Source organism: Peptoanaerobacter stomatis, from assembly GCF_000238095.2.
GTDB classification, from domain to species: Bacteria; Bacillota; Clostridia; order Peptostreptococcales; family Filifactoraceae; genus Peptoanaerobacter; species Peptoanaerobacter stomatis_A.
Window position 1 is genome coordinate 72,531 of record NZ_JH815226.1, and the last position, 24,952, is coordinate 97,482.

The following is a 24,952-nucleotide window of genomic DNA, read 5'->3' on the forward strand; positions in this document are numbered from 1 at the left end:
ATAATTTTTGTTAGCGAGTATTTTTATAATACTATTAGACTGATTAAAATCGTATTATAATTATGACTTAAAAATTTATATTTTTAAAATCATAAATTATATAAAATTTACAATTAATGTATGCTTAAATATATTTTGTACCATACACTTTTTTATAAATACCTTCAAAGAATATGCTTATAAATGGGTTATCAATTTAGATTACAAAATAATTTGAACATTACATTAAAAAAGATATATTTAATTAGATAATAGTATCAGTATAAAACAAAAATTTTATAAATATTTTTTATGTTCGCATTACATTTTACTTTACTTTAAAAAAAAATGCAATATAATATGAATGAACTTATTATTGCATACCATTAATTATATTGCATTTTTTATAGTTATTTTTTATTTATCGTTTCATTTATATTATAAATCTAATTTGCTGTTTTTATTTGTGTCCATATCTTGTCATATACCTGATTATAATCTCCCAAATCTATGAATATCTCTCCCAAAGATTCTATTGAACCTTCCGGATACATTTGAGGATTATTTTTTTCTTCATCAGGTAGAAGTTTTATAGCTTCCAAGTTTGGTGATGAATATTTTATATATTCAGCATTTTTAGCCGCCACTTCGGGTTTATTCATAAAGTTTATGAACATTTCAGCTTCTTTTTTGTGTAGTGATTGTGTAGGTATAACCATGCAGTCTATTGATACGTTAGTACCTTCTTTCGGTATAGAGTATTCAAAATCAGGATTTTCTGATTTTATATACATTGCATCTCCGGACCATGCCAATGACATATCAGCTTCTCCACCTATTAAAGCTGTTTTATAGTAATCTACTTGATATGAACTTACCAATTCTTTTTGTTTTATAAGTTCTTCCTTTGCTTCTTCAAGTTCCTTATCATTTTTTGTATTTAAAGAATATCCTAATTTTTTCAAAGTTATACCTATTGTATCTCTTGATGAGTCAAGCATTATTATATTTCTCTTATATTTTTCATTCCACAATATATTCCAAGAGTCTACAGGGTCAGTTACAACCTTGGAATTATATGATATACCTACTGTTTGCCACATATACGGTACATTATATTCCTGCTTAGGATCATAATTAAGCCCTACAAATCTTTCATCTATATATTTGGCATTTGGAATATTGCTATAATCAAGTGTTTGCAACAATCCTTTTTCTCTCATTATTCCAACCATATAATCTGAAGGGAACAGAACATCATAATTTGTACTGCCTGCCTCTATTTTTGCCAATAATTCTTCATTATTATTAAAATTTTCATAATTTACTTTTATACCTGTTTCTTCTTCAAACATATTAATAACATCAGGATCTATAAAATCTCCCCAGTTGTAAACATTTAATGTTATATCTGATTTTTTTGTTCCTTCATCACTGTTGTTAGATGAACATCCTGTTAAAAATAATGTTAATAGCAAAATTGATATAAAAATTTTTTTCAAATCTCTACCTCCTATATTTTTTAATAATACTTTATAATTTATTTTTTTCCTGTTCCATTTTATTTGTTCTTAATTGCAATACCACCATAAGTGCCACTATAACTACAAGCATAAGTGTTGTAAGTGCATTTATCTTAGGCGAAACACCTCTTTTTGTCATAGAGTACACTTTTATTGACAAAGTAGCTATTCCTGAACCTGTTGTAAAAAAGCTGACTATAAAATCGTCAAGTGATAATGTGAATGCCATAAGCGCCCCGCTTAAAATTCCAGGTTTTATCTCAGGCAATACAACTTTAAAAAATGTCTGTATAGGCGTAGCACCTAAATCTTGAGCAGCTTCCGAAAGATTTGGATTAAGCTGTTGTAATTTGGGCAATACCGCAAAAACCACATACGGTAAACAAAAAGTTATATGCGCAAGTATAAGTGTGGCATAGCCTAATTTTAAAAACTTGAACAATGAAAAAAATGATATTAATGATACACCTATTACTATATCCGGATTTATCATAGATATATAACTAAGGTTCATCATAGCTTTTTTATAATTGGATCTCATCGACTGTATCCCAAGAGATGCTAAGGTTCCTATTATTGTAGATATTATTGATGATACAGCAGCCACAAAAAATGTATTGTAAAGTGATGATATTATTGACTTATCTTTAAACAACTGTTTATACCAGTCTAATGTAAATCCTGTCCAGATTCCACCATATTTAGACTTGTTGAATGAAAATACAATAAGCACAACTATGGGTAAATACAAAAACAACAGTACAAAAAACAAATACATATTTGAAAATAAATTAGTTTTCTTTACCATAATGCCCCTCCTGTATCATCACCTGAATATTTATTGAGAAGAAGCATTGATATTAATATTATAAGTATCAATATCATAGAAATTGCAGAACCGAACTGCCAATTTCTTGCCGCCAAGAATTGATTTTGTATGAGGTTACCCATAAGCATACTGTGTCCTCCACCTAATAAGTCCGATATTACAAATGTAGATATGGCAGGCATAAATACCATTATAATTCCGGAAACCACACCAGGCATACTTAGTGGAAATATTATTTTTCTAAACGTTGTAACTGTATTAGCACCCAAATCTCTTGCAGCCTCTATATAATTTTTGTCAATTTTTAAAATAACAGTATATATCGGTAATATCATATATGGCAAAAAATTGTATACCATACCCATAAGCACAGCACCATCAGTATATAACAGTGTAAGCGGCTCATTTATAATACCTGTTCTTAGTAAAAAAGAATTTATAGGTCCGTTATCTTTAAGTATAGACATCCACGCATATGTTCTAAGCAAAAAATTGGTCCACTGTGGCAACAATATAAAAATTATCAAAAAATTCCTAATTTTCAATCCCTTATTTGCTATTATATAAGCTACAGGATAACCTACTATAAGACAGACAATCGTGGAATATAAAGATAGTTTTACAGAGCGAAAAAACACATCAATATATATCGGTTCAAAAAACTGCTTATATTTGTCTATTGTAAAATCAAGAGAGATTTCTCCGATTTGATTGGATGAGCTTACAGAAAATATAAATATTATTATTAGCGGAATAATGGTAAATAATAATGTCCAAAGTATATAAGGGGTACTCAAAAGACTTTTTTTATTCATCCTTATCCCCTTTCTTCATTACATGTATGGCATCAGGAATAAATTCAAGTCCTACTGTTGTATCTACTTTAGCTATATGGATTGTATGTATCATCCATTCAAAATTAGTATTTTCATCTACAACTATAACTTCATAGTGTACACCTTTGAAAACAACATCTGTAACCTTACCTGTTATTTTCGCATTTTCAGGCTTTATTATACTTATATCCTCAGGTCTTATCACAACATCCACTTTTTCATTATCTCTAAAACCTTTATCAAGGCATGGAAATTGAGCACCATTAAAAGATATAAGATAATCTTTAAGCATTACTCCGTCTATTATATTGCTCTCTCCGATAAAATCAGCTACAAACCTGTTTTTAGGTTCATTATATATATCTTCCGGTGTACCTATCTGTTGTATAACCCCATGATTCATAACAACTATGGTATCCGACATTGTAAGTGCTTCTTCCTGGTCGTGAGTAACATATATAAATGTTATTCCAAGCTCCATTTGCATAGTTTTAAGTTCATATTGCATATCTTTTCTAAGTTTTAAATCCAATGCAGCAAGTGGCTCATCAAGTAATAAGACTTTAGGTTTGTTTATAAGTGCTCTTGCTATTGCTACCCTTTGTTGCTGTCCTCCAGATAAAGAATGTATAGATCTTTTTTCAAAACCTTTTAAATCTACTAATTTCAGCATTTTTTGTACTTGCTCATCTATAACAGCTTTATCAACTTTTTTCAATTTAAGCCCAAAAGCAATATTTTCATATATATTCATATTAGGAAAGAGTGCATACTTTTGAAATACTGTATTTATTGCCCTTTTATGAGGCGGAAGATCATTTATTTTTTTCCCCGCAAAAAATAAATCGCCACTATCAGGATATTCAAAACCGCCTATAATCCTAAGCGTTGTAGTTTTACCACATCCGCTTGGACCCAAAAGAGTTATAAACTCATTTTCCCTGATGTAGAGATTGATATCTTTTAAAGCATCTTTGCCGTCATACGACTTAGATATACCTTTTAAGTCTATTATTATATTGGCCAACTAACTACCCCCTTGATATAATTTTGAAAATTAATAAATCATACACTTCAAAATAATAAAAACATTTTAAAAAACTAAATACTTAAAATCTTGCCATATATTTAGTTTTACAACCCATTCCATTAAAAACTATAGTTTTCTAAAATGCCTTGTATGATTAATTAACTAACCATTAAGCAAACTATATTATGTTTTGCTTAACTCTGTTTTAAAACCATAAAAATTTTAAAACTATTTCAAACGAAAAACCAGTTTTCACTGAATTTTAAACATTTGTGCACTTTATAAAAGAGGAGAAAAAGTGCATTCCATATTTATTACAATTTTAATTGTTGACACAGGTTTTGTCAATCATTTTTTTATTGTTAAATTTTTTAAACTTCAATAATAATTTTCTCAAAAAATATATAAAATTTTCTTAATATATGATATATTTTTATATAATGATTGTATTATACTGTTAATTTATACTAAAAATTAATACTATAATGAATATTCTTATTTTTAAAAATTTATTGCTAAATAAAGCATATTTATTAAGAGTAAAAAATATACACTATATTCTATACATTAACTAAATGAATACCGGTATCAAATCGTAAAAGTGTCAGTAATATACATTAAAAAAATGAGTATAAAAAATTATAAAAATCAATAACACGCTTATTTTATGACATTACATTAATTTGGAAAGTGAGATAATATGTTTATGGATTTCATAGGAAATGTAAATCTTCCTAAAATTTTGATAATTTGCCCTATAGGCTTTGAAAAAAGTATTTTTGATAATTTGGTAGATAATTTAAAACAAACTTATTCATTTTGCATTATAAATTTAGAATATGAAGATGGTAAAATTTCTTATAAAGGTGCTTTTAACAATGCTATAAAGATAGAAAATCTGTTATCTGAAAAAAACATTACAGGGTTTAAAATCTTATTTTCGCTATCGCTTAGCGGAATGACAGCAATCAAATTATATGCAAATAATAAAATAAAATTTGATTATTGCATATTGGACAGTACCCCTATGCTTGATCTTGGTCTTATAAAAGAAAAATTTATAACATCCGTATTTTTAAAAGAAAGAGCAAATTCGAACTCTTATGCAAATGAATATAAAGATATATTAAAAACGGCATTAGGAGATAATGTGGATATATTCTTAAATATGGTAGACAAATTCGATGAAATATCTTTAAAATATATAATACAGGATACTATAAGATTTAATTTTCCAAAAATACAGGAAATCAAGCAGAACAAACTGTATATAAGATATGGTGAAAATGACTTCTCCAAAAAATCCATAAATTATATAAAATTACATTACAATAAATCAAACATTTATATAAAAAAAGGAATGACACATCTTCAGGAGTTTTTAGAACATAATGACAAATATATTGATTTTATAAAGAAAGTAATAAATATAACTGACTGATACTACTCTCTTACACTAAAAATTAATAGAATAATAGAAAAACATAATAATTAATTTTTCCGATAGACTATGTGTACTAATGTTATATAATTATACAAATTGTCCATAATTTTATTAGAGAATAGTATAAAAACTAAAAAACATACCAAAATAAGTGATATGTTTTTTAGTTTTTATTGATTTGTTCTATTATCAATTCTTTTTCTTCCAAATATTTTTTACACATCTTGCTAAGTTTCATACCTTCTTCATAAAGCTTTGACGCTTCTTCAAGCGATATGTCTGACATAGATATTTTTTCTGATATTTCCTGTAATCTCAATACATTATTTTCAAAATCATTTGTTTTTTTAGGCATATTTTTCTTCCTTAAAAATCTTCATTTAAAAATATTATTATTTTATAATATTTTTTATGTCTTCTACAACTACACTTATATTTCCATCTTCCAATCTTACTGTAAGTTTATCTCCCAATACAAGATCTTTTACAGTTTTTATAAATACATCATCTTTTTCTACAAGCGCAAAGCCTTTTGACAATATATTATTGTAGTTATTTTCTTGCAAAATGGAACTTATATAAAAAAGTCTATCTTTATAGCTTTGAATTTTATCTTTATAAGCCTGCTCTATAAATGATGTCAACTCTAATAATGATAACTTTTTTTGATTTATCTTTTTATATGGTGTGTTGCTTTGTATCAAAAATCTGTATGAATCAATCTTTGAGTTATATAGGTTTATTATATTTTTATATGAAATCTTGATTGATTTTTCAAAATTGTCTATTGTATCATATACTTCCTGTAGATTAGGAACTGATAATTCGCCTGCTATAGAAGGCGTAGGTGCTCTCATATCTGCAACAAAATCACATATCACATAATCAATTTCATGTCCTATAGCTGATATTATCGGGATGTCGCAGTCAAATACAGCTTTTGCAATAAGTTGTGAATTGAACACGCTTAAATCGTCTGTATCTCCGCCACCTCTTGATATTATTATTGTATCTACGCTTAAATCACTCAGAGTATTTATTCCTTGAATTACATTATTTTCAACATCTATTCCTTGCATCTTCGAGTCATAAATAATAAGTGAAACTTTAGGATATCTTCTGGTTATCACAGATATTATATCTTTTACAGCAGCTCCTTTTGCAGAAGTTATGATACCTATTTTTTGAGGGAATTTTATTATAGGTTTTTTTAATTCATATTTAAAATAACCTAATTTTTCCAATTTTTCATATAATATTTTAAACTGTTCATAATTATTACCTTGCCCTTTTTTTTCATAACTGTTTATTATTATAGAATATGTTCCGCTTTTCTTATAAAAGCTTATCTTTCCACTTACAGTTATAAAATCGCCTTCTTGAACATCAAATTTTTCCAAATACGTTATTGCATTTAGCTTTGATTCATCATCTTTAAGCGATAAAAAAGTATATCCATATCCGGTTTTTTTGAGATTGAAAACTTCTCCTCCAACCGACATATTTGAAAATATAGGATTTGTACCTATATAATTTGCCAAATAATCATTAACTTGTGATACTGTTAAAGTTTTTAATTTCATTTTTCAATTTCTCTATCAGAATTTTGTGCATATTCTTTTAATACACCGTTTATAAAGCTTGAGGATTTTTCATCTGAATATTCTTTTGCCATATTAAGAGCTTCATTTATAGCAACTTTATAAGGTATATTCATATATTCTATATCTAATATTGCTGTTCTAAGTATGGCTAAATCTATCTTTGAAAGCCTTCCTATCTTCCAAGTGTTAAAAAGCAGTTTTTCAATCTGTTCATCTATATGCTGTCTATTTTTTATGAACAAATCCATCATATTTTTAAGATAATCTATATCATCATACTCTTCCAAGCTCTCTTTAAAATACTCATTTCTTCCGCTATTTTTATACAATATCTTACCGTCATTTGATGATATTTCTTCAATGTCAAAATCATCTTTTATATGAGAAGCCGAAAAATCTGAAATTAATTTTTTTATATGGTCTATATTATCAAAATCCTCTATATTGCTCGCATCTATCTCTTTGTTTTCATCTTTTTTTCTGTAATCTACATATATGTTGTCAACCTTTGAATAATCTCCGGTTATGCTCATCTGATATATTATCTTCATAACTATCTGTCTTTGTGTTTTTCTTGTCATTTTCTTCTTCATATCTTGTATATTTTTTTCTTCAAGCTGCATCTTAGTTTTCTTCCTTTGGCACTATATCGTATACATATACATTTACAGCAGATACTTTAAGCTCTACCATTGTCTCTATTGAATTTTTTATATTTTCTTGTAATTTTTCCACTTCTTTTTTTATTTCGCTTCCATAATAAAAACTTACATATACATTGACTTTTACTTCATTATTTTCTATTTCCACTTTTGGCAATTTAGTATGAATTTTTTTTGTAGCATCTTTTGGTATATTGCTGACACTGTCAATTTCGCTCATAGCTAATCTTACAATAGTGTTTATTACTTCTCGTGATATCTTTACTTCTCCTAAATCTGTATTTATCATTATTTATGCCTCCTTTTTTATTGTTCACACTTAAAAGACATTAAAAATTTTATTATAAAACAACTCAAATCACACCAAAATATGATGTGATTTTGAAGCTGAATATTATATTTTTAAAGTTGAATATTTTATTATTTTGCGTTGTGGAACACATTTTGGATATCATCATCATCTTCCAATGAGTCCAATAATTTTTCCATCATTTTTTCATTACTTTCATCTATAGTTGTATAATTTGCAGGTATCAATTTTACATCTGCTGATACAAACTCATAGTTTTTACCTTCCAATGCTTTTTTCACTTCAAGAAAATCTGCTGCATCGGTATATATAACGTAACAGTCTTCTTCTGTAACAAAATCTTGAGCATTCGCTTCAAGAGATACTTCCATAAGCTCATCTTCATTTATGCTGTCATTTTTTTCTATTATTATTTCACCTTTTCTCTCAAACATAAATGATACACAGCCTGTTGTTCCTAAGTTGCCGCCATTTTTATCAAAGTAATGTCTTACGTTACCTGCTGTTCTGTTTTTGTTATCTGTAAGAGTTTCTACTATCATAGCCACTCCACCAGGACCATAACCTTCATATACTATGGATTCGTAATTATCTCCTTCTCCACCGCCTGCACCTTTTTTAATTGCTCTATCTATATTATCGTTAGGCATATTTTCAGATTTTGCCTTATCTATTGCATTTTTAAGTGCCGCATTATATTCAGGGTCTGCTCCTCCATCTCTTGCAGCAACTGCTATAAGTCTTGCATATTTTGTGAATATTTTTGCTCTTTTGGCATCTTGTTTGCCTTTTCTGTTTTCGATAGTGTGTAAACGACCCACTATATTACCTCCCTAAAAATAAAATTATTGCAATAGCAATTTTACCATAAAATAAGTTTGTTGTAAAATATTTGTTAAAGGTGACAGTTTTATTTTTTATAATTATGAAATGTGAGTTTATTCAAGTATATACTCAAAAAATATTATAAATATTATAAATCTAATAAAACCATCGTATATATAACTATACAAATATTACTTAAAATCGTCAATATTAGTCAAATCGTTCAACTTGTTATTATCATAGTCGAACATTAAAACATAGGTTTTAAATTGATTTTTTATCGATATTTCACATTTTTGAGACGCTTTTTGCGCCAATATGTCATAAACTTTTTCAAAACCATATTCTTTTATATATTCATTTACTTGTCTCGTAGTATTGGAATTTATAACCAAATTTAAAAGTTCATATGGTGCTTTCATCAAAGCAAGATTTGCTACAATTATTTCATTTTTTGCATCTGCTATATGTGAGTGCGTATTGAATATTCCACCTGCCAATTTTACTGCTTTACCGAAATTTCCGGCTATCAAAACTTTTTTTATATGATTATAGGTCACTATCTGTTCCAACGCATATCCTATATAATTACTGCATATACATATTTTTTCCGATGATATGCCCATCAAATTCAAGGCTTTTTCACCCATATTGCCAAACGCAAGTACAATATTATCAGAGTTTTGAATTTTTACATTTATTTCTTTTGATATGGATGATTTCATGGCTTCTACACTCATAGGTTCAACTATACCCGTTGTGCCTATTATTGATATTCCTCCTATTATTCCAAGTCTTTCATTAAAAGTTTTTTTCGCTATTTCTTCTCCGTTTTCCACACATATTTCTATGTCAAATCCTATATCTGTTATAGATTTTATCTCTCTTATAATATTTTCTTTAGGCTTTGAATTTATAGCGCTTTGACCTATATTTGCATCAAGCCCTTTTCGTGTTACAACACCTACACCTTTTCCGCCTGTTATATTTATATTTTTATCGTTTCTCTTATTCACTTTTGCATATATAAGTGCAAGATTTGTTGCGTCTATATCATCTCCTGCGTATTTTCGTGAATATACTGTTACCTCATCTTTTTTTATTTCATATCTTTCCAATAATACTTGTATATTCTTGCCATCATACAATGTAAGTTCTATACTCTTTAGTTCTTTTTGTTCTAAAAAATATAAAGCTCCTGCCTTTGAAACTGCTGTAGCAACTGTACCAGTTGTGATTCCACGTCTAAGTTTTTTTCCATTTGAATCCACATATCCAAGTTGATTTTCGTAAAATTCTTCAAGGTTTTTCTTGATTGAATTGTCCATTTTTTCCTCTTATTTAAATTAATACTAATATCCAATTATATGCAGGACAAACAAAAACTTTTTAATACAATAAAAATCAACGAATTTAAAATTAATTGAAATATATTTCTGTATAATTATAAAAAATATTAGTATAAGATATGTCAAAATTACTTCACTCTAATAAAATAATTATTATAATCTTTATTCAAACGAATATAATATTGCATTTATTATTGCCGCCGCTATATTACTGCCGCCTTTTCTTCCAAGAGCTGCTATATAGTTTATATTTGTTTTATATAACATATCTTTTGATTCTTTAGCTTCAACAAAGCCAACAGGTGCTCCTATTACAGCTCTCACATCTGATTTATCAATATTGTATAACTCTATTGTTTTATATAAAAATGTCGGTGCATTTCCAACTACTATTATTTTAGGTGTTTTTTCTTCAAATATTCTTATAACGCTTGCCATTGAACGTGTTATATTATGTTTTTGTGCAAGAGCTTTGGTTTCTTCATCAGCAACAAAACATTTTATATCTATACCATATTTTTTCAACGTAACTTTGCTTATTCCGGACATAGCCATTGTAGTATCGGTATATATAGTAGCCTTATCTCTTATGGCTTTTTTTATTTCCTGCTCAAAATCAGGTGATATTTTCAGATTATACAAATAGTCGAAATCTGCCGATGTGTGTATACATCTTTTTATAATTTTTTCTTCAAATTCACTACTAAATTTATAGCCTTTATGCTCATTTTCTATTATATCACTTATAATTTCAAAACTTTTTTTCTCTATAGCTTTAGGGTCTTTTATATAATTCATAATCTATCCTTTTTATATTTTTTTAAATCATATCATCAAACGGGTATCTTTTGGGTTCACATATGAATGTCATCTCTTCTTTTTTAGTAGGATGTATGAAACTAAGTTCATATGAATGAAGTGCAATAGCTTTTTTTTCTTTATTTTTTGCTCCATATTTTGCATCACCGTATATATGATAGCCTCTTGACGAAAATTGCACTCTTATTTGATGTGAACGTCCTGTAATAAGCTCTATTTTAGCAAGTGTTCTGCCTTTATTTATATTTAACACTTCATAGTTTAATACAGCTATTTTCCCTTTATTCTTATCTTTAGTAACGGTAACTATATTTTTTTTTGAATCTTTTAAAAGATAATCTGTATAGTTGCCTCGTTTTTGTTTTATTTCTTCTTCAAAAACAGCTAAATATGTTTTTTTCATATTGTTTTGTCTTATTTGTTCAGATAGTCTTGAAGCTGACTTTGAAGTTCTTGCAAATACCATAACTCCTGAGGTAACTGTATCCAATCTGTGAACAAGTCCTAAAAATACTTCGCCAGGTTTGTTATATTTTTCTTTTATGTAGCGTTTTACAAGGGTAAGCATATCCATATCATTGCTATCATCAGATTGTGAAAGTACACCTGCTATTTTATCCACAACTATTATATGATTGTCTTCATATATAATATTCAAATTGTACATAAATATTCCTTTTCAATATATTTTAAAAATTAACCATATGTTTTTTACTACAAAAAAGTTTAATTTTTACTATCATACCCATTTTATAAAATTAAATGGATTTTTACAAGGATTAAATCTAAAATTAATACTGTACAAATCATTAAAGTACTGTTTAGAAATTATATTTTTTTACATAATAATTCATCAAAAAAACTATAAATGTCATATAATTATAAATTGTAAGTAAATTCTTAAAAATTTTGATAAATATATTAATAATTATGGTATAATGTAAAAGTAAATGTAAATTGTTTTTATATTTTTAGGAGATTTTAAATATGCCTTATATATATTTTTTGCTTTTATTCTTAATATATATATTCCTATTTCTTGCGACAGATGTTTATATGCAAAAATCAGATATGCTGCTTAAACGTGGTTTTATATTCTTTTCAGTGTTTTATGCTTTTTTTTGCATCATAGCAATGATATCGCATATACAATATACCAACAACATATTACTTTTGAATTTATTTTATATATTTAAAAGTATATTTCCTTTTACTATACTTTGCTTACTTGATTTTATAATAAATCTTCAATATAAGAAGCATATAATATATGTTTCAATAATGAGAATATTTTTCATTTTTACTATAATTGTATCTATATCTAACTCTATTTCTGCAAATAGCGCAACTCTATATATAGACTCAAATCTTATAGTTCACGGATTGGTTTTTAACGATTTTGTATTTTATATGAATTCTGCATATTATATTTTAATATCTTTATTCATATTAGCCTTAACTATTAAATTGTATTTTAATTCTGCTAAAAAAAGAGATAAACAATCATCTATTCTTTTAGTATTGTCCATATTTACTTATTTAGTATATGTGTTTGTTACAGATATATCTATTCCAAAGATTTCCGGTGTATATAGCCTTAACAGTAATTTTATTTTAAGTATTTTACCTATATCTTGCATATATTATGCTATAAAAAATTTGGATTTACTTGGTATAAATACATCAGATTTACTCTTGCAGGCATTTGATAAATCTCCGGAAGCAATATGCCTTATGTATAACGGCAAAATAGAATATGTAAATGCTATGTTTTTTAATATTTTGGGTGAAAAAGGTAATAAAATATTACCTTCAAAAACGGCTAAAAATATATTTCCAAAAGAAATTTTTGAAGAAGATAAATTCTTTAGCAAAATATTCAAGTTAAAAAAACTTGATTCTCCTGAAACTGTAAATGTGCTGTGCAACAAATTTCAATTTGAAGAAAGCTCTGCATATGAACCTTTTGATATATTAACTATACTAGATATAGGAATAATTCAGGAATCACAAAAGAAAATAGAAAACATAAATAAAAATTTGGAAAAGCTGATAAAAGAGAGCACTCAAAAGTTAGAAAATATAAACAACGAATTAAATACAGAAATAAAAAGAAGAATAGATTCTGAAAGTAAAATGCTCCAAATATCATCAACAGATTCTCTAACAGGCTTATACAACAGAACATTTTTCTCACAAATAGCTCACAATATAATAATGGATTCCAACCCTATTATAAACCGACATGTAGTCATATATCTCGATTTGGATAACTTTAAAAATATAAATGATACACTCGGTCACACTATGGGGGATGAAATTTTAAAAGAAATAGCTGTAAGATTAAAATTATCAGTTCCCGATACAAGTATAATATCAAGAGTTGGCGGAGATGAATTTTTAATATTTGTAAAAAATTATAGAAGCAGCCCTGAATATCTTATAAATAAATTAAGCACTAAAATATTAAAGAATTTAAGAGAGCCTATATTATTGGATAATAAGATTGTTAATACTTCGATATCTATAGGATTTTCAGTATATCCACATGCAGGAAAAGATATAGAAACCCTTATAAAACATGCCGATATAGCTATGTATAAAGCCAAAGAAAATGGAAAAAATTCATTTGCAATTTTCGAAAAAGAAAATCACAGCAATATAAAAAAGGAATTTGATCTTACAAATGATATGATATTGGCTATAAATAACAATGAATTCAAGCTGTTTTACCAACCAAAAATGGAATATATAGACGGAAAAGTTGTTATTGTAGGGCTTGAAGCGCTTATAAGATGGTTTCATCCTCAAAAAGGACTTATATACCCTGATGTATTTATACCTATAGCAGAACGTTCAGGCTATATATCTAATATATTTTTATGGGTTCTAAACGAGGTGTGTAATCAGCTGAAAAAATGGAATAGTAAAGGGAAAGATTTCAATATCTCCATAAACTTTTCGGCCCAAAGATTCGGACAAGACAACATATATACAAATATGTCAAAAATCTTAGAAAACACAAAAATAGATCCTAAAAAAATAAGCATAGAAATAGATGAAAAATATTTAGCAAAAAATATTGAAACATCTATAGAAATGCTCAACTATATGAAAAGTTTCGGAATAAATATAACTATCGACCATTTCGGTATAAACTACTCTTCTTTAAATTATCTTCGTTCACTTCCTGTAAACGGAATGAAAGTTGATATGAGCTTTATAAACGGTATAGGAAGTAATACAAAAGATGAAGCTATAATAGTAGCGTTGATAGAATTATGTAAAGGTACTGATATAGATATAATAGCAGAAGGTGTTGAAACAAAAGAGCAATACGATTTTTTAATTGCTCATGACCTTAAAAAAATGCAAGGCTATTACTTTTACAAGCCTATGTCGGCTGAAGATATTGAAAAAATACCTGAACTCGGATTTGATAATTCTGTAGAAGATTAGTTTTATAAATCTTAATAAATTTCAATGATTTAAAAAATAATATTGTTATATAAATTTAATAAAAGTCTATCAATTAGGAGGCATTTTGAATATATATACAAAAATACTGACACTAAAAGGCAGTTATTTCACTAAGGATTATGAAAAAACAAAAAAAAATAAATTACAGATAAGACCGATATTAGAGGCTACTGTAATAAAAAACTTTAAATCTGACGATGAAACAAAAATTATAGTAATAAACCAGGAAACTCAAAGTAGTATCGAAATAACACCACATTCAGACAAAAAAGATATAAAAAAATACTTAGGCGAAAAATTTTTGAAATGAGGTGCTTAAATCTTGATAATAAGAAAAGCTACAAAAGAAGATATAAACAGCATAATTAAAATCTTTGACAATGCAAGCAAGTTTATAGCTTCCTATGGCTCCGACCAATGGCAAGGCTATTCAAAACCGAGCGAAAAAAGTGTAATAAGAGATATGCAAAATGAAACTGCTTATGTATTGGTGGATGATGATGCTGTAATAGGTTATATTAGTCTGTCATTTGACAAAGACACAAATTATGACAAAATTAAAAACGGAAGATGGGAAAGTAATTATGACTATGGTGTAATTCACAGATTATCATTAGATGAAAACGCAAGAGGCAAAGGTCTGTCAAAAGTATTATTCGATTTTGCAGAACAGGAATGTATAAACAAAAATATACGCTCCATAAGAATAGACACACATTCACTAAATGTGCCTATGAAGAGCATATTAAAAAATAGAAAATATAAAAAATGCGGTATAGTCACAATACCTCCTGACTTACAAAGAGAAGCGTATGAAAAAATATTGATACCCTTCATAGTAGGAGATATAATTCAACTGAAAAAATCTCATCCTTGTGGAAATGATGTATTCAAAATACTTAGAATAGGTATGGATTTTCGCTTGGAATGTGAAAAATGCAAAAGTCAAATATGGCTTTCAAGAACAGATGTAAACAGACGTCTTAAAAAAAGACTATAACAAAAAACTCAGACTTTTCAATAATTATACTGATATCAATTTTTTAACAGATGTCAGTATAATACTAATTTCTAATAGAATAATAGATAATTTATTACTAAGAAATATCTAAATAATGTTGTGTTTTATTAAATTTACAAAACACTATTTTTCTATCCTTCATTAGATTTTAGTATAATATGTTGAAAAAGCTGAGTTTTTTTATTATCTTTCTTCTCTGAAATATGCAACTGATAAATCTTTAGGTCCCCTGTCTTCAGGTGCATTTTTTCTTGTGCTTATTATTATAACAGCTATTGTACACAAATAAGGAAGCATATCTATTATATACTGAGATATGTGTATGCCCATGCCTTGCAATCTGAAACCTAATATGTCAAGTCCTCCGAACAGCAAAGCTCCTATAAATGCTTTTACAGGTCTCCAAGATGAAAATATAACAAGTGCAACAGCTATCCAACCACGCCCGCTTGTTATTCCCTCCTGCCAAACAGGAACTGTGACAAGAGATAAATATACTCCTCCTAAGCCTGCAAACGCACCTCCTATTAAAGTATGTACATATTTGTACAAGTTTACATTTATTCCTGATGCATCAGCTGAGGCTGCACTTTCTCCAACTGCCCTCAAATTTAAACCAAACCTTGTTTTATATATATATACCCAAGTAAATATCACCAATAGATAACTTAAATATACAAGTATATTTTGATTGAAAAATATATTTCCTATAAACGGAATTTTTGAGAATAAAGGAATTTCAAAAGAAGAAAAAGCTGTTTTTAATGTATCCGGTGTAGCTTTTCCTACAAAGTTTTTGCCGAAAAAAGTTGAAAATCCTGTTCCGAATATTGTAAGCGCAAGACCTGACACAACCTGATTTGCCCTTAAAGTTATAGTAAGTATGGCATATATCAGTGCTCCAAACATTCCTGCACATACTGCACTCAAAAGTGCTATTGAAGAGCTTTGCGTATTATAGCCGAATATAAATCCTACTACTGAACCCATTATCATCATGCCTTCTACACCAAGATTCAGATTTCCTGATTTTTCGGTATATATTTCACCTATTGTCGCAAACAATAACGGTGTAGCTGCACTAACAGCTGCAGTAAGTATATCTGCAATCATTATTTACTCTCCCTTACAAGTTTATATTTTATAAAAAATTCTGAGCCTAAAACAAAAAACAGTATTATTCCTTGTATCATTCCGGAAACTGCTGACGGAATTTGCATAGATACTTGAACAAATGTTCCTCCTTGCAATAATATAGCAAATGCAATTGATGTAAGTAATATATAGTTAGGTTTCAAATTTGAAAGCCAGGTTGTAATTATAGCCGTATATCCATATCCTGCTGATAATGTATAACTTAAAGTTTTTTCCATTGCGGAAGCTTGCACCATACCTGCCAAACCACATAATCCACCAGACAATGTAATGGCAAATAATATTATAAAATTTACATTCATACCTGCATATTTTGCAGTATTTATACTTTCTCCTACAACTTCTATTTCATAACCTTTTTTTGTATATTTTATGAATACATATATAAATATCAATAATACCATAGCCATTATTATTCCGATGTGAACTCCGAATATCTGAGGTAAAACGGCATTTTGATTAAATGTAGGTATTTTAGGAAAGCCGGTTGCAGCCGGATCTTTCCACGGTCCGAATTGCAAGTATTGTACAATTTTTATTGCTATATAATTTAACATCAAAGTAAATATTGTTTCATTTGTTCCAAATTTTACCTTAAAAATAGCCGGAATCAAAGCCCATATTCCACCAAATATAACAGATGCTATAATCATAGAAATAATTAATGGTAATTGGGGAATTTTATCTCCATAGTTAAGTGCTATAAATGATGCTCCTAAAGCACCCATAGTAATTTGTCCTTCTCCTCCTATATTCCAAAACTTCATTTTAAATGCTATAAGCATGCCAAGTGATGTTATTATAAGCGGAGTTACTTTATTTATTGTCTCTTGAAGTCTCATCTGTGTCCCCACAGCTCCAAAAAACATCTGTGCAAAAACTTTTACAGGATTATATCCGATAAATGCTATGAACATACCTGCAAAAATTAACGAAAATAATACTGCTGATATTCTAATTATGGTAGTAAATTTTTTATCAACATCTTCTCTTTTTATAATCTTTATCATAGTTTCTCCAAATTTATATATTTGAATTCATATTTTATAGTGATACTTGTTTAAATAATGGACATCATGCTTTCTTAATTTTTTTATTAACAACTTTGTTGTGTATATAATTTTATTTGATATTTAGTATTCTTAATCGTATAAAAAATATACAGACTTATAAATTAACTATATTTTTTCGTTCCACCTGACATCAAGGTCCCAATCTCTTCCTTTGTCGCAGTAGAAGCATCCAATATACCATTTATATTACCGCTATATATAACTGCTATTCTATCGCATAACTCCAACAGCATATCTAAATCTTCACCTATAAAAAGTATAGCCGAACCCTTTTGTTTTTGCTCATTTAATAGTTCGTATATTTTATAAGATGCTCCTATATCTAAGCCTCTTACAGGATAAGCAGTTATAAGCAACTTAGGATTTGAATCTATTTCTCTACCAAGCAAAACTTTTTGTATATTTCCTCCTGACATCTTTTTTACAGGCTCATTTAAACCTGATGTCAATATTTCCAATCGCTCTACAATTTCTTTTGCTTTCGCTACCATAGATTTTTTGTTTAAGAATATGCCTTTTTTATTATCATAATCCTTCAACATCATATTATCCACTATATCCATTGAACCTACTAATCCCATTCCAAGTCTGTCTTCCGGTATAAAACCCATTCTGACACCAAGATTTATTATTTGTCTGGGAGATTTGTCTGTTATTTTTTCACCCTTAAAAAATATATCACCTTCACTTGCTCTCATAAGACCTGCTATAACCTCACAAAGCTCTTTTTGACCGCTACCTGCAAGACCTGCTACTCCAAGTATTTCTCCACCATATACATCTAAATTTATATCTTTAAGTGAGTATCTGTTATATTCTGACATTATGCTCACTTTTTCTAATTTCAATACCGGCTCTTCAGATTTTTTTGTTATAGGCTTTTCTATTGAAAGTGATACCTGCTTCCCAACCATCATATCTACAAGTTCTTTTGAAGTTACATCTTTAGTATTTACAGTCTTAATGCTCTTACCTTTTCTAAGAACTGTAACTCTGTCACTTATCTCCATAACCTCATTCATCTTATGAGTGATTATTATTACACTACATCCGCTATTTTTCATATTTCTTATTATTTGAAAAAGTTTTTGTATTTCTTGTGGTGTAAGCACCGCTGTAGGCTCATCCATTATAAGTATCTTCGCCCCGCGATAAAGCACTTTTATTATCTCTAATGTCTGTTTTTCTCCAACCGACATATCATATACTTTTTTATCAGGTTTAATATCCAAATCATATTTATTTGATATTTCCAAAACTTCTTTTGTCAGTTTTTTCTCATCTATAAATTTACTGCCTTTTTGTCCCAATATTATATTTTCTTTTGCCGTCATAACATCTATCAATTTAAAGTGCTGATGAATCATACCTATTCCGATATTTATAGAATCCACAGGCGAGTTAAATGTCCTTTTTTCTCCATAAACAAAAATAGAACCGCTGTCAGGCATATATATACCTGACAACATGTTCATAAGAGTGGATTTTCCTGCACCATTTTCTCCAAGTAAAGCATGGATTTCTCCATTTTCTACGGTTAAATTTACATCCTGATTAGCTTTTATACTTCCAAAGCTCTTTGAGATGTCTTTCATTTCTATGGCTATTTGCATAAATCCTCCATTATTTTGTAGTTCCTATCACTCCATCTACAAGATAGTCTATTTTCCATATCTCTTCTCTATTCAAGCTTTTTCCTTCTTCTACCACTACTTCACCTGCTTGATTTTTAATAGGACCTGTGAATACTTTGAAATCTCCTGAAACCATTTTTGCTTTTATTTCATCTACCTTAGCTTTTGCTTCTTCAGGCGCATTTTCTGTAAGAGGTAACAAATCAACATATCCATCTGCTATATTTCCATAGTAGCTTTCCGGTTTCCAAGTTCCGTTTAATATTTCTTCAACAGTTTTTGTATAAAATACTCCATGATTCCATATAGGAGCTGTCATAAATGCTTTTGGAGCTGAGTCATAACTGTCAGAATTATATCCTATTGCAAACGCATTTTTTTCTTCTGCTGCTACTTGTGGACCTGTTGTATCACAATGTTGTGCCAAAACATCACAACCTGCTGCAAGCAAGGCATCAGCAGCTTCTTTTTCTTTTGCAGGATCATACCAAGAATTAGTCCATACAACTTGTACTGTCGCATCAGGGTTTACAGATTTAACGCCTAATGTGAATGAATTTATACTAATGAATAATTCAGGCAACGGAAATGCACCTACAAATCCTATTTTATTTGATTTTGTTTTCAAACCTGCAACTATTCCTGACAGATATCTCGGTTCTTCCATAGCTCCAAAATAATTTCCAAAATTTGTATCATTCATCTTATAGCCTGAAAAATGTATGAATTTTACATCCGGATATTCTTTTGATAATTCTTCTATTGCGTCCATAAAGCCGAAACTTGTAGCAAATATTACACTTGCTCCCTGATCTATCATTATTTTTGCCGAATTTTTAACATCTTGTGTATTTTCAGCAACTCCTTCTTGATATAATGTTTCAACTTTACCTTTTAAATTTTCTTCCAATGCCAATCTTCCCTTATCATGAGCTTGTGTAAATCCACCGTCATTTATATGTCCTATATACAAAAATCCTACTTTTATAGGCTCAGAGCCATCAGATGTTTTAGTATCTGAAGTCTTATCATTTGAAGCACTGCAACCAACCATTAAAAACAACGTACACATCATAACAGCAAAAATTGAAAAAATCTTTTTCATAAAAACACTCCTTGTCAAAAAAATATTAATCATAATACAAAATAAGTAATGATAATAATTTACAAATTTACAATATTAAGGCTGTTTATAAAGATATTGTAATATGCTAAAAATAATACAATAAAAAATATCTCGCATGATTATATCTTTTTATAACAGTTCTTATCATAATTTGTAAACTATTTGTTAAAATATGTATTGTAATGTTCTTAAATTTATGTATATTTTTTCATAAATATAAAAAATCATCACTTGTTTTATTCCAAAATTATATAGCACAATTTTAGTTTTGTAAATACTTTTTACTATTATTTTTTTAAATATTAAATATATAGTTTTATATTAATCGTATGAAAGTATTATAATTGTATTTAAAGTTTCATATTTTTTTTAATTACATTCTTTACTTATGTTGTTTGATATTATCCGAATAAATAGCTTGCATTATACTAAACACCAATTAAAAGTATATATAATAATATAATTAAAAAATTGTATTTTTTAAAAACTATAAATATATTCAATTTAAAATTCTCATAGTATTTAGTGTTAAAATATAATGACATTATTTTTTTATCATTGATTTTTAAACTTATATATTGTATCATTAAATATATAAACGTTTTTCCTTATATTTATACTTATATACTGTAAAAAATATATGTACCAATATTTAAAAAATGATTTTTTCTTTTAAATATTTTGTCGCCTATTATATTTACTTTCTGAATAGCAGTATAAAAATTATATGTTATTTCTGATATATTTTGGTATTATTTTCAAAAAACTATTAACAAGGAGGAAAAAAATGTTTAAAAAAAATAATTTATTTATATTGCTCATTTTTGCTTGCATGCTAACTTATTTGGGTGGCAATGTCTTTGCCGTTTCCAAAAATACAACGCCTAAGACCAATGTTACTACAAATAAAAAAACTGTCCAAAAACAACAAAAAATTTCTATTGAGAAAACTATAGCGAAATATCTTGAGAACGTACCGAGAATTTTTTACATAATACCTGAACTTGATAAAGCAAAAATTACAAAATTAAAAAATAACTACAATATCACTGATTTTACTTCTGAAGCTGATTATTTTTATTATGAATATGACAAAATAATGATAGATGAGCTTAATGAAAGAATTCCTGGCAACTATTCAGTTTATTCTGTCAACAATAAACTGTACTGTTATGTTGAAAACAATACAAACAAGATATATATAGAAAATGACGGTATATTTTCTCTTCCCGATTATAAAATTGTCGTACCTATTTTTAATAAAGCAAAAACTTTTTCTTTTAACAGAGATGATGATGTATACTATAATTTAATCGCTTCATTGGTTATAAGAGACAAAAAGCTATCAAAAGAATCTAAATTTTTATATGATACTCATAGAGACAGCAAAGATGATTACAAATTATATGTAAAAGTTACTATGGAAGACGGTATAGGCGACCACTATATAGGGACTTATATGATTGACACTGTTATGAGAACTGTTACTGATCAAAAGACAAAAAAAGTTTTATATGACGATTCGGCAGTTATGAAATATCCTGAAACTTTTATAACTGAGAAACAGGCAGGAGAAATGGCTGCGAAGATATTAAGAAAATTGAAGATATTGGGAGCTAATCAAAGATATTATGTCACTGATGTTAAAGAGACTACAGATGATAATAATTATTTAGTGGAAGGTAGAGAAGGATATTTCTTGACAATAATGATTGACAATCCTAAAAATCCAGAAATCAAAGAGCTTTTAGGACATTTCTTTATTAACAATACAAGTACAGTTATGATGAAATACTATGTTGTAGAAGATTTATATGAATATATTTATGGAAAATATACTCCATTTGGTTAAAATTAGTTTTTTAAAATCTTGTATTAATGCTAATAACCAATTAAACAGTGTAGATAATCTATATCTTATGAGTAACACTTTTTAAAATATATTTAGTTAATAAATTTATGGTGTCACATAATCTATCTACTACATTCTTCAATATTTATATTGGTTTTTAGTATAAAATCTTATAGAATAACGGAAAATCATAATAATTAATCTTTTCAATAAACTATGTATCAATGTTATATAATTATATAAGTTATCCATAATTTTATTAGAAAACAGTATAACTATAAATACAAAAGCACTGATAAATATATAGTATATTATGTATTTATCAATGCTTTTTTGCTTAATTTATATTATTTTTTCTTCCCAAAAAATTTCCACTCTGTCACCATTTCTAAGTTCGCTTGTAAGCTCTGCTGTATTACCGTTATGTTTCATAATTAGATTACCTTTCGGCTTAGAGCGATCAAAATCTATATTGTCAAATATATCTATAAACAATATCTTATCTCTTTTTGATTTAATTGTTATCATAGAACCGTTATATATGACCGTTATACTCTTTTTAACAGACTGTACATCATCTGAAGTTTCTTTTTCTTTCGGCATATCGGATATTTTTATTTTATCATTAGGTTCTACACTTAAATCATATTTTGAAAATTCTCCGTTTATAAAAATTTGCTTGTCATCCGCTATATTCATATTTTGTCTTATTTTATCTGTACTATCCAAAATGTCATAACTTATTTCATCTCCATTTTCAAGCATTGTAGAATAATCTTTACATTCTATTGAGTTTATCTTTATATTGCAAAAATAAGGAACTATATCATCATTTATATATATATACTTTTCACTTATCAAATCTTTTATTGAAACTTGTGCATTTTGACCTGAAGTAGCAGGCTCTATTGATATTGTATCTCCATCATGTATATTTGTGTCAATATTTGCTTTTTGATCATTTAAATTTATTTTAGCTTCTTCACCATAAGTTCCGTTAAATATTTTTTTATCTCCATTTATAGTTACAAGTATTGATTTTCCTTTTCTTGATATTAAATCTCTCGGATTAAAACCCGCCAATATCAGCGCATCACTTATTTTAAGATCTGCTGATCTAAATAGCTTGATCTTCTTATCATTCACTTTTATCTCCATAAAATCTTTTCTCTCATTTTTTATTGCACATGTCAATATACCTACAGGTGTTATAGATTGCGGTCCTTCTAAAATAGGTGTATCATATTCTATATTTTGAATGTTTTCGACAGATTTTACCACAACTCTTGATTCTTGTAATTGAAGATTGTCTGCTATAAGTTTGTTAAGAATTGGTAATTGAGAACCTCCTCCTATCAAAAAGACGGCACTTGGAGATTTTCCATTAGTTTTTAATATAGCATCTGATATATTTTTTGCAACCAAATCTATAGAATCTTGAATTTGCTCCAATATTTCATTTGTAGTCATATTTATTTGTGTACCGACTATATCTGTAAAAGATTGCTCTGAAGATTTACAAAGATTGCATTTTATAATCTCAGCCGTATCAAAATCTAACAGGAATTTTTGAGATAGAGCTTCTGTTATTTCATCGCCTGCTGTAGATGTCATTGAATATCCAATTATTGTTCCGTCTTTTGTAATCGCTATATCTGATGTGCCTGCACCTATATCGACCATTGCAATATTTAAAAGTCTAACATTTTCAGGTATGGCAACTTCTAATGCTACTATAGGCTCCAATGTCATATACGATATGTTCAAGTCAATTTTGTGCATTACCGAATCCAATGCCTCAACTACTATTTTAGGTAAGAAAGTAGCTATTATTTCAAGTGAAATTTTTTTACCTTTATGTCCATTAGGATTTTTAATCTCATAATCATCCAATTTATATGTCATCACTGTATGTCCGACATTATAATACGATACATTGTCATTCAAATTTTCTTTAAGTATGTTTGCTGCTTGCTGTAATACTTCTATTTCTATATTTTTCATTATTTGAGAATCAATTAACGTTTCTTCTTCAAATTCTTCAATAACATTTGTATGTATTGTTTTTAATGAACGTCCTGCCGCAGCAATCGCAACATCTGTAAGTTTTACTCCGCTTTCTTTTTCCAATCTGTTTTTTACTATCTGGGCTACATCAGCCACTGCTTGAATATCATGTACCTGTCCGTCATACATAGCTCTCTTTTTATGCAGTTCCATAGCTACATTTTTTATTTTTATTATATCTCCATCTTTTTCGCCTAAAATTCCCATAATACTTCTTGTACCTATGTCCAAGGCAAAGAAAGTTTCATTTTGATTAATGTCCATTTTATAAAGACCCCTCTTAAAAAATATTTACATAAAATTTAATTTTTTTATTTTAAATCATTAACTCTAT

At 28.0% G+C, this 24,952-nt stretch carries 22 protein-coding genes; 5 read left to right on the forward strand and 17 right to left on the reverse strand.

Annotated elements, in window-relative coordinates:
- Positions 1-425: 425 nt before the first annotated feature.
- Genes HMPREF9630_RS08690 through potA form a run of 4 tightly spaced genes read right to left on the reverse strand, consistent with a single transcriptional unit; the run spans position 426 to position 4,194 of the window.
- Positions 426-1,481, reverse strand: coding sequence for an ABC transporter substrate-binding protein (locus HMPREF9630_RS08690; protein ID WP_009528140.1), 1,056 nt, complete (start codon positions 1,479-1,481; stop codon positions 426-428).
- 31 nt (positions 1,482-1,512) lie between these two features.
- A complete protein-coding gene (locus HMPREF9630_RS08695; RefSeq protein ID WP_009528141.1) occupies positions 1,513-2,310 on the reverse strand; it encodes an ABC transporter permease in 798 nt (265 codons plus the stop codon).
- Complete coding sequence (locus HMPREF9630_RS08700) at positions 2,304-3,146, reverse strand: ABC transporter permease (RefSeq protein WP_009528142.1); 843 nt, start codon at positions 3,144-3,146, stop codon at positions 2,304-2,306. The genes HMPREF9630_RS08695 and HMPREF9630_RS08700 overlap by 7 nt, the downstream gene beginning before the upstream one ends.
- Positions 3,139-4,194: a spermidine/putrescine ABC transporter ATP-binding protein gene (potA, locus tag HMPREF9630_RS08705; protein WP_009528143.1), complete on the reverse strand. Its 1,056-nt coding sequence runs from the start codon at positions 4,192-4,194 to the stop codon at positions 3,139-3,141. Before potA ends, HMPREF9630_RS08700 begins: the two co-directional genes overlap by 8 nt.
- A gap of 709 nt (positions 4,195-4,903) precedes the next feature.
- On the opposite strand from potA, the gene HMPREF9630_RS08710 reads away from it, so the two are divergent.
- Positions 4,904-5,638 (forward strand): hypothetical protein, encoded by a 735-nt coding sequence (locus tag HMPREF9630_RS08710; protein ID WP_242824701.1) that lies wholly within the window; start codon positions 4,904-4,906, stop codon positions 5,636-5,638.
- Between the two features lie 166 nt (positions 5,639-5,804).
- Here HMPREF9630_RS08710 and xseB read toward each other — a convergent pair whose 3' ends face one another.
- The 8 genes from xseB to HMPREF9630_RS08750 form a co-directional block, all read right to left on the reverse strand.
- The gene (gene xseB, locus HMPREF9630_RS08715; protein ID WP_009528145.1) at positions 5,805-5,996 is read right to left on the reverse strand and encodes an exodeoxyribonuclease VII small subunit; all 192 of its coding nucleotides are present in this window, start codon (positions 5,994-5,996) and stop codon (positions 5,805-5,807) included.
- Positions 5,997-6,033: 37 nt separating this feature from the next.
- Positions 6,034-7,224: an exodeoxyribonuclease VII large subunit gene (gene xseA / locus HMPREF9630_RS08720; protein ID WP_009528146.1), complete on the reverse strand. Its 1,191-nt coding sequence runs from the start codon at positions 7,222-7,224 to the stop codon at positions 6,034-6,036.
- Positions 7,221-7,868, reverse strand: a complete 648-nt coding sequence (gene nusB / locus HMPREF9630_RS08725) for a transcription antitermination factor NusB (protein WP_009528147.1) — start codon at positions 7,866-7,868, stop codon at positions 7,221-7,223. The genes xseA and nusB overlap by 4 nt, the downstream gene beginning before the upstream one ends.
- 1 nt (position 7,869) lies before the next feature.
- Positions 7,870-8,196 carry an Asp23/Gls24 family envelope stress response protein gene (locus HMPREF9630_RS08730; protein WP_009528148.1) on the reverse strand — a complete coding sequence of 109 codons (327 nt, stop codon included), beginning with the start codon at positions 8,194-8,196 and terminating at the stop codon, positions 7,870-7,872.
- A 131-nt stretch (positions 8,197-8,327) separates the two neighbouring features.
- Positions 8,328-9,038, reverse strand: coding sequence for a YebC/PmpR family DNA-binding transcriptional regulator (locus HMPREF9630_RS08735; RefSeq protein WP_009528149.1), 711 nt, complete (start codon positions 9,036-9,038; stop codon positions 8,328-8,330).
- A 195-nt stretch (positions 9,039-9,233) separates the two neighbouring features.
- Positions 9,234-10,370, reverse strand: a complete 1,137-nt coding sequence (cbiD, locus tag HMPREF9630_RS08740) for a cobalt-precorrin-5B (C(1))-methyltransferase CbiD (protein WP_009528150.1) — start codon at positions 10,368-10,370, stop codon at positions 9,234-9,236.
- Positions 10,371-10,553: 183 nt separating this feature from the next.
- Positions 10,554-11,189, reverse strand: a complete 636-nt coding sequence (locus tag HMPREF9630_RS08745; RefSeq protein WP_009528151.1) for a precorrin-8X methylmutase — start codon at positions 11,187-11,189, stop codon at positions 10,554-10,556.
- A 22-nt stretch (positions 11,190-11,211) separates the two neighbouring features.
- On the reverse strand, positions 11,212-11,877 hold the full coding sequence (locus tag HMPREF9630_RS08750) for an RluA family pseudouridine synthase (protein ID WP_009528286.1): 666 nt from the start codon (positions 11,875-11,877) through the stop codon (positions 11,212-11,214).
- A gap of 320 nt (positions 11,878-12,197) precedes the next feature.
- On the opposite strand from HMPREF9630_RS08750, the gene HMPREF9630_RS08755 reads away from it, so the two are divergent.
- The 3 genes from HMPREF9630_RS08755 to HMPREF9630_RS08765 all read left to right on the forward strand — a co-directional run bounded on the left by HMPREF9630_RS08755 (position 12,198) and on the right by HMPREF9630_RS08765 (position 15,690).
- Positions 12,198-14,669: a putative bifunctional diguanylate cyclase/phosphodiesterase gene (locus HMPREF9630_RS08755; RefSeq protein ID WP_009528152.1), complete on the forward strand. Its 2,472-nt coding sequence runs from the start codon at positions 12,198-12,200 to the stop codon at positions 14,667-14,669.
- 85 nt (positions 14,670-14,754) lie between these two features.
- Positions 14,755-15,000: a hypothetical protein gene (locus tag HMPREF9630_RS08760; protein ID WP_009528287.1), complete on the forward strand. Its 246-nt coding sequence runs from the start codon at positions 14,755-14,757 to the stop codon at positions 14,998-15,000.
- Between the two features lie 12 nt (positions 15,001-15,012).
- Complete coding sequence (locus tag HMPREF9630_RS08765; RefSeq protein WP_009528153.1) at positions 15,013-15,690, forward strand: GNAT family N-acetyltransferase; 678 nt, start codon at positions 15,013-15,015, stop codon at positions 15,688-15,690.
- Between the two features lie 204 nt (positions 15,691-15,894).
- Here HMPREF9630_RS08765 and HMPREF9630_RS08770 read toward each other — a convergent pair whose 3' ends face one another.
- From HMPREF9630_RS08770 to HMPREF9630_RS08785, 4 genes are all read right to left on the reverse strand, one after another.
- A complete protein-coding gene (locus HMPREF9630_RS08770) occupies positions 15,895-16,824 on the reverse strand; it encodes an ABC transporter permease (RefSeq protein ID WP_009528154.1) in 930 nt (309 codons plus the stop codon).
- Positions 16,824-17,876 carry an ABC transporter permease gene (locus tag HMPREF9630_RS08775; RefSeq protein WP_009528155.1) on the reverse strand — a complete coding sequence of 351 codons (1,053 nt, stop codon included), beginning with the start codon at positions 17,874-17,876 and terminating at the stop codon, positions 16,824-16,826. Before HMPREF9630_RS08775 ends, HMPREF9630_RS08770 begins: the two co-directional genes overlap by 1 nt.
- Positions 17,877-18,040: 164 nt before the next feature.
- Positions 18,041-19,552 (reverse strand): ABC transporter ATP-binding protein, encoded by a 1,512-nt coding sequence (locus HMPREF9630_RS08780; protein WP_009528156.1) that lies wholly within the window; start codon positions 19,550-19,552, stop codon positions 18,041-18,043.
- Between the two features lie 10 nt (positions 19,553-19,562).
- Positions 19,563-20,678, reverse strand: coding sequence for a BMP family ABC transporter substrate-binding protein (locus HMPREF9630_RS08785; RefSeq protein ID WP_009528157.1), 1,116 nt, complete (start codon positions 20,676-20,678; stop codon positions 19,563-19,565).
- Positions 20,679-21,486: 808 nt separating this feature from the next.
- Here HMPREF9630_RS08785 and HMPREF9630_RS08790 point away from each other — a divergent pair.
- Complete coding sequence (locus tag HMPREF9630_RS08790) at positions 21,487-22,551, forward strand: hypothetical protein (RefSeq protein ID WP_009528158.1); 1,065 nt, start codon at positions 21,487-21,489, stop codon at positions 22,549-22,551.
- A gap of 342 nt (positions 22,552-22,893) precedes the next feature.
- Here the strand turns inward: HMPREF9630_RS08790 and HMPREF9630_RS08795 are convergent, their stop codons facing one another.
- On the reverse strand, positions 22,894-24,882 hold the full coding sequence (locus HMPREF9630_RS08795) for a cell division protein FtsA (protein WP_009528159.1): 1,989 nt from the start codon (positions 24,880-24,882) through the stop codon (positions 22,894-22,896).
- Positions 24,883-24,952: the final 70 nt, after the last annotated feature.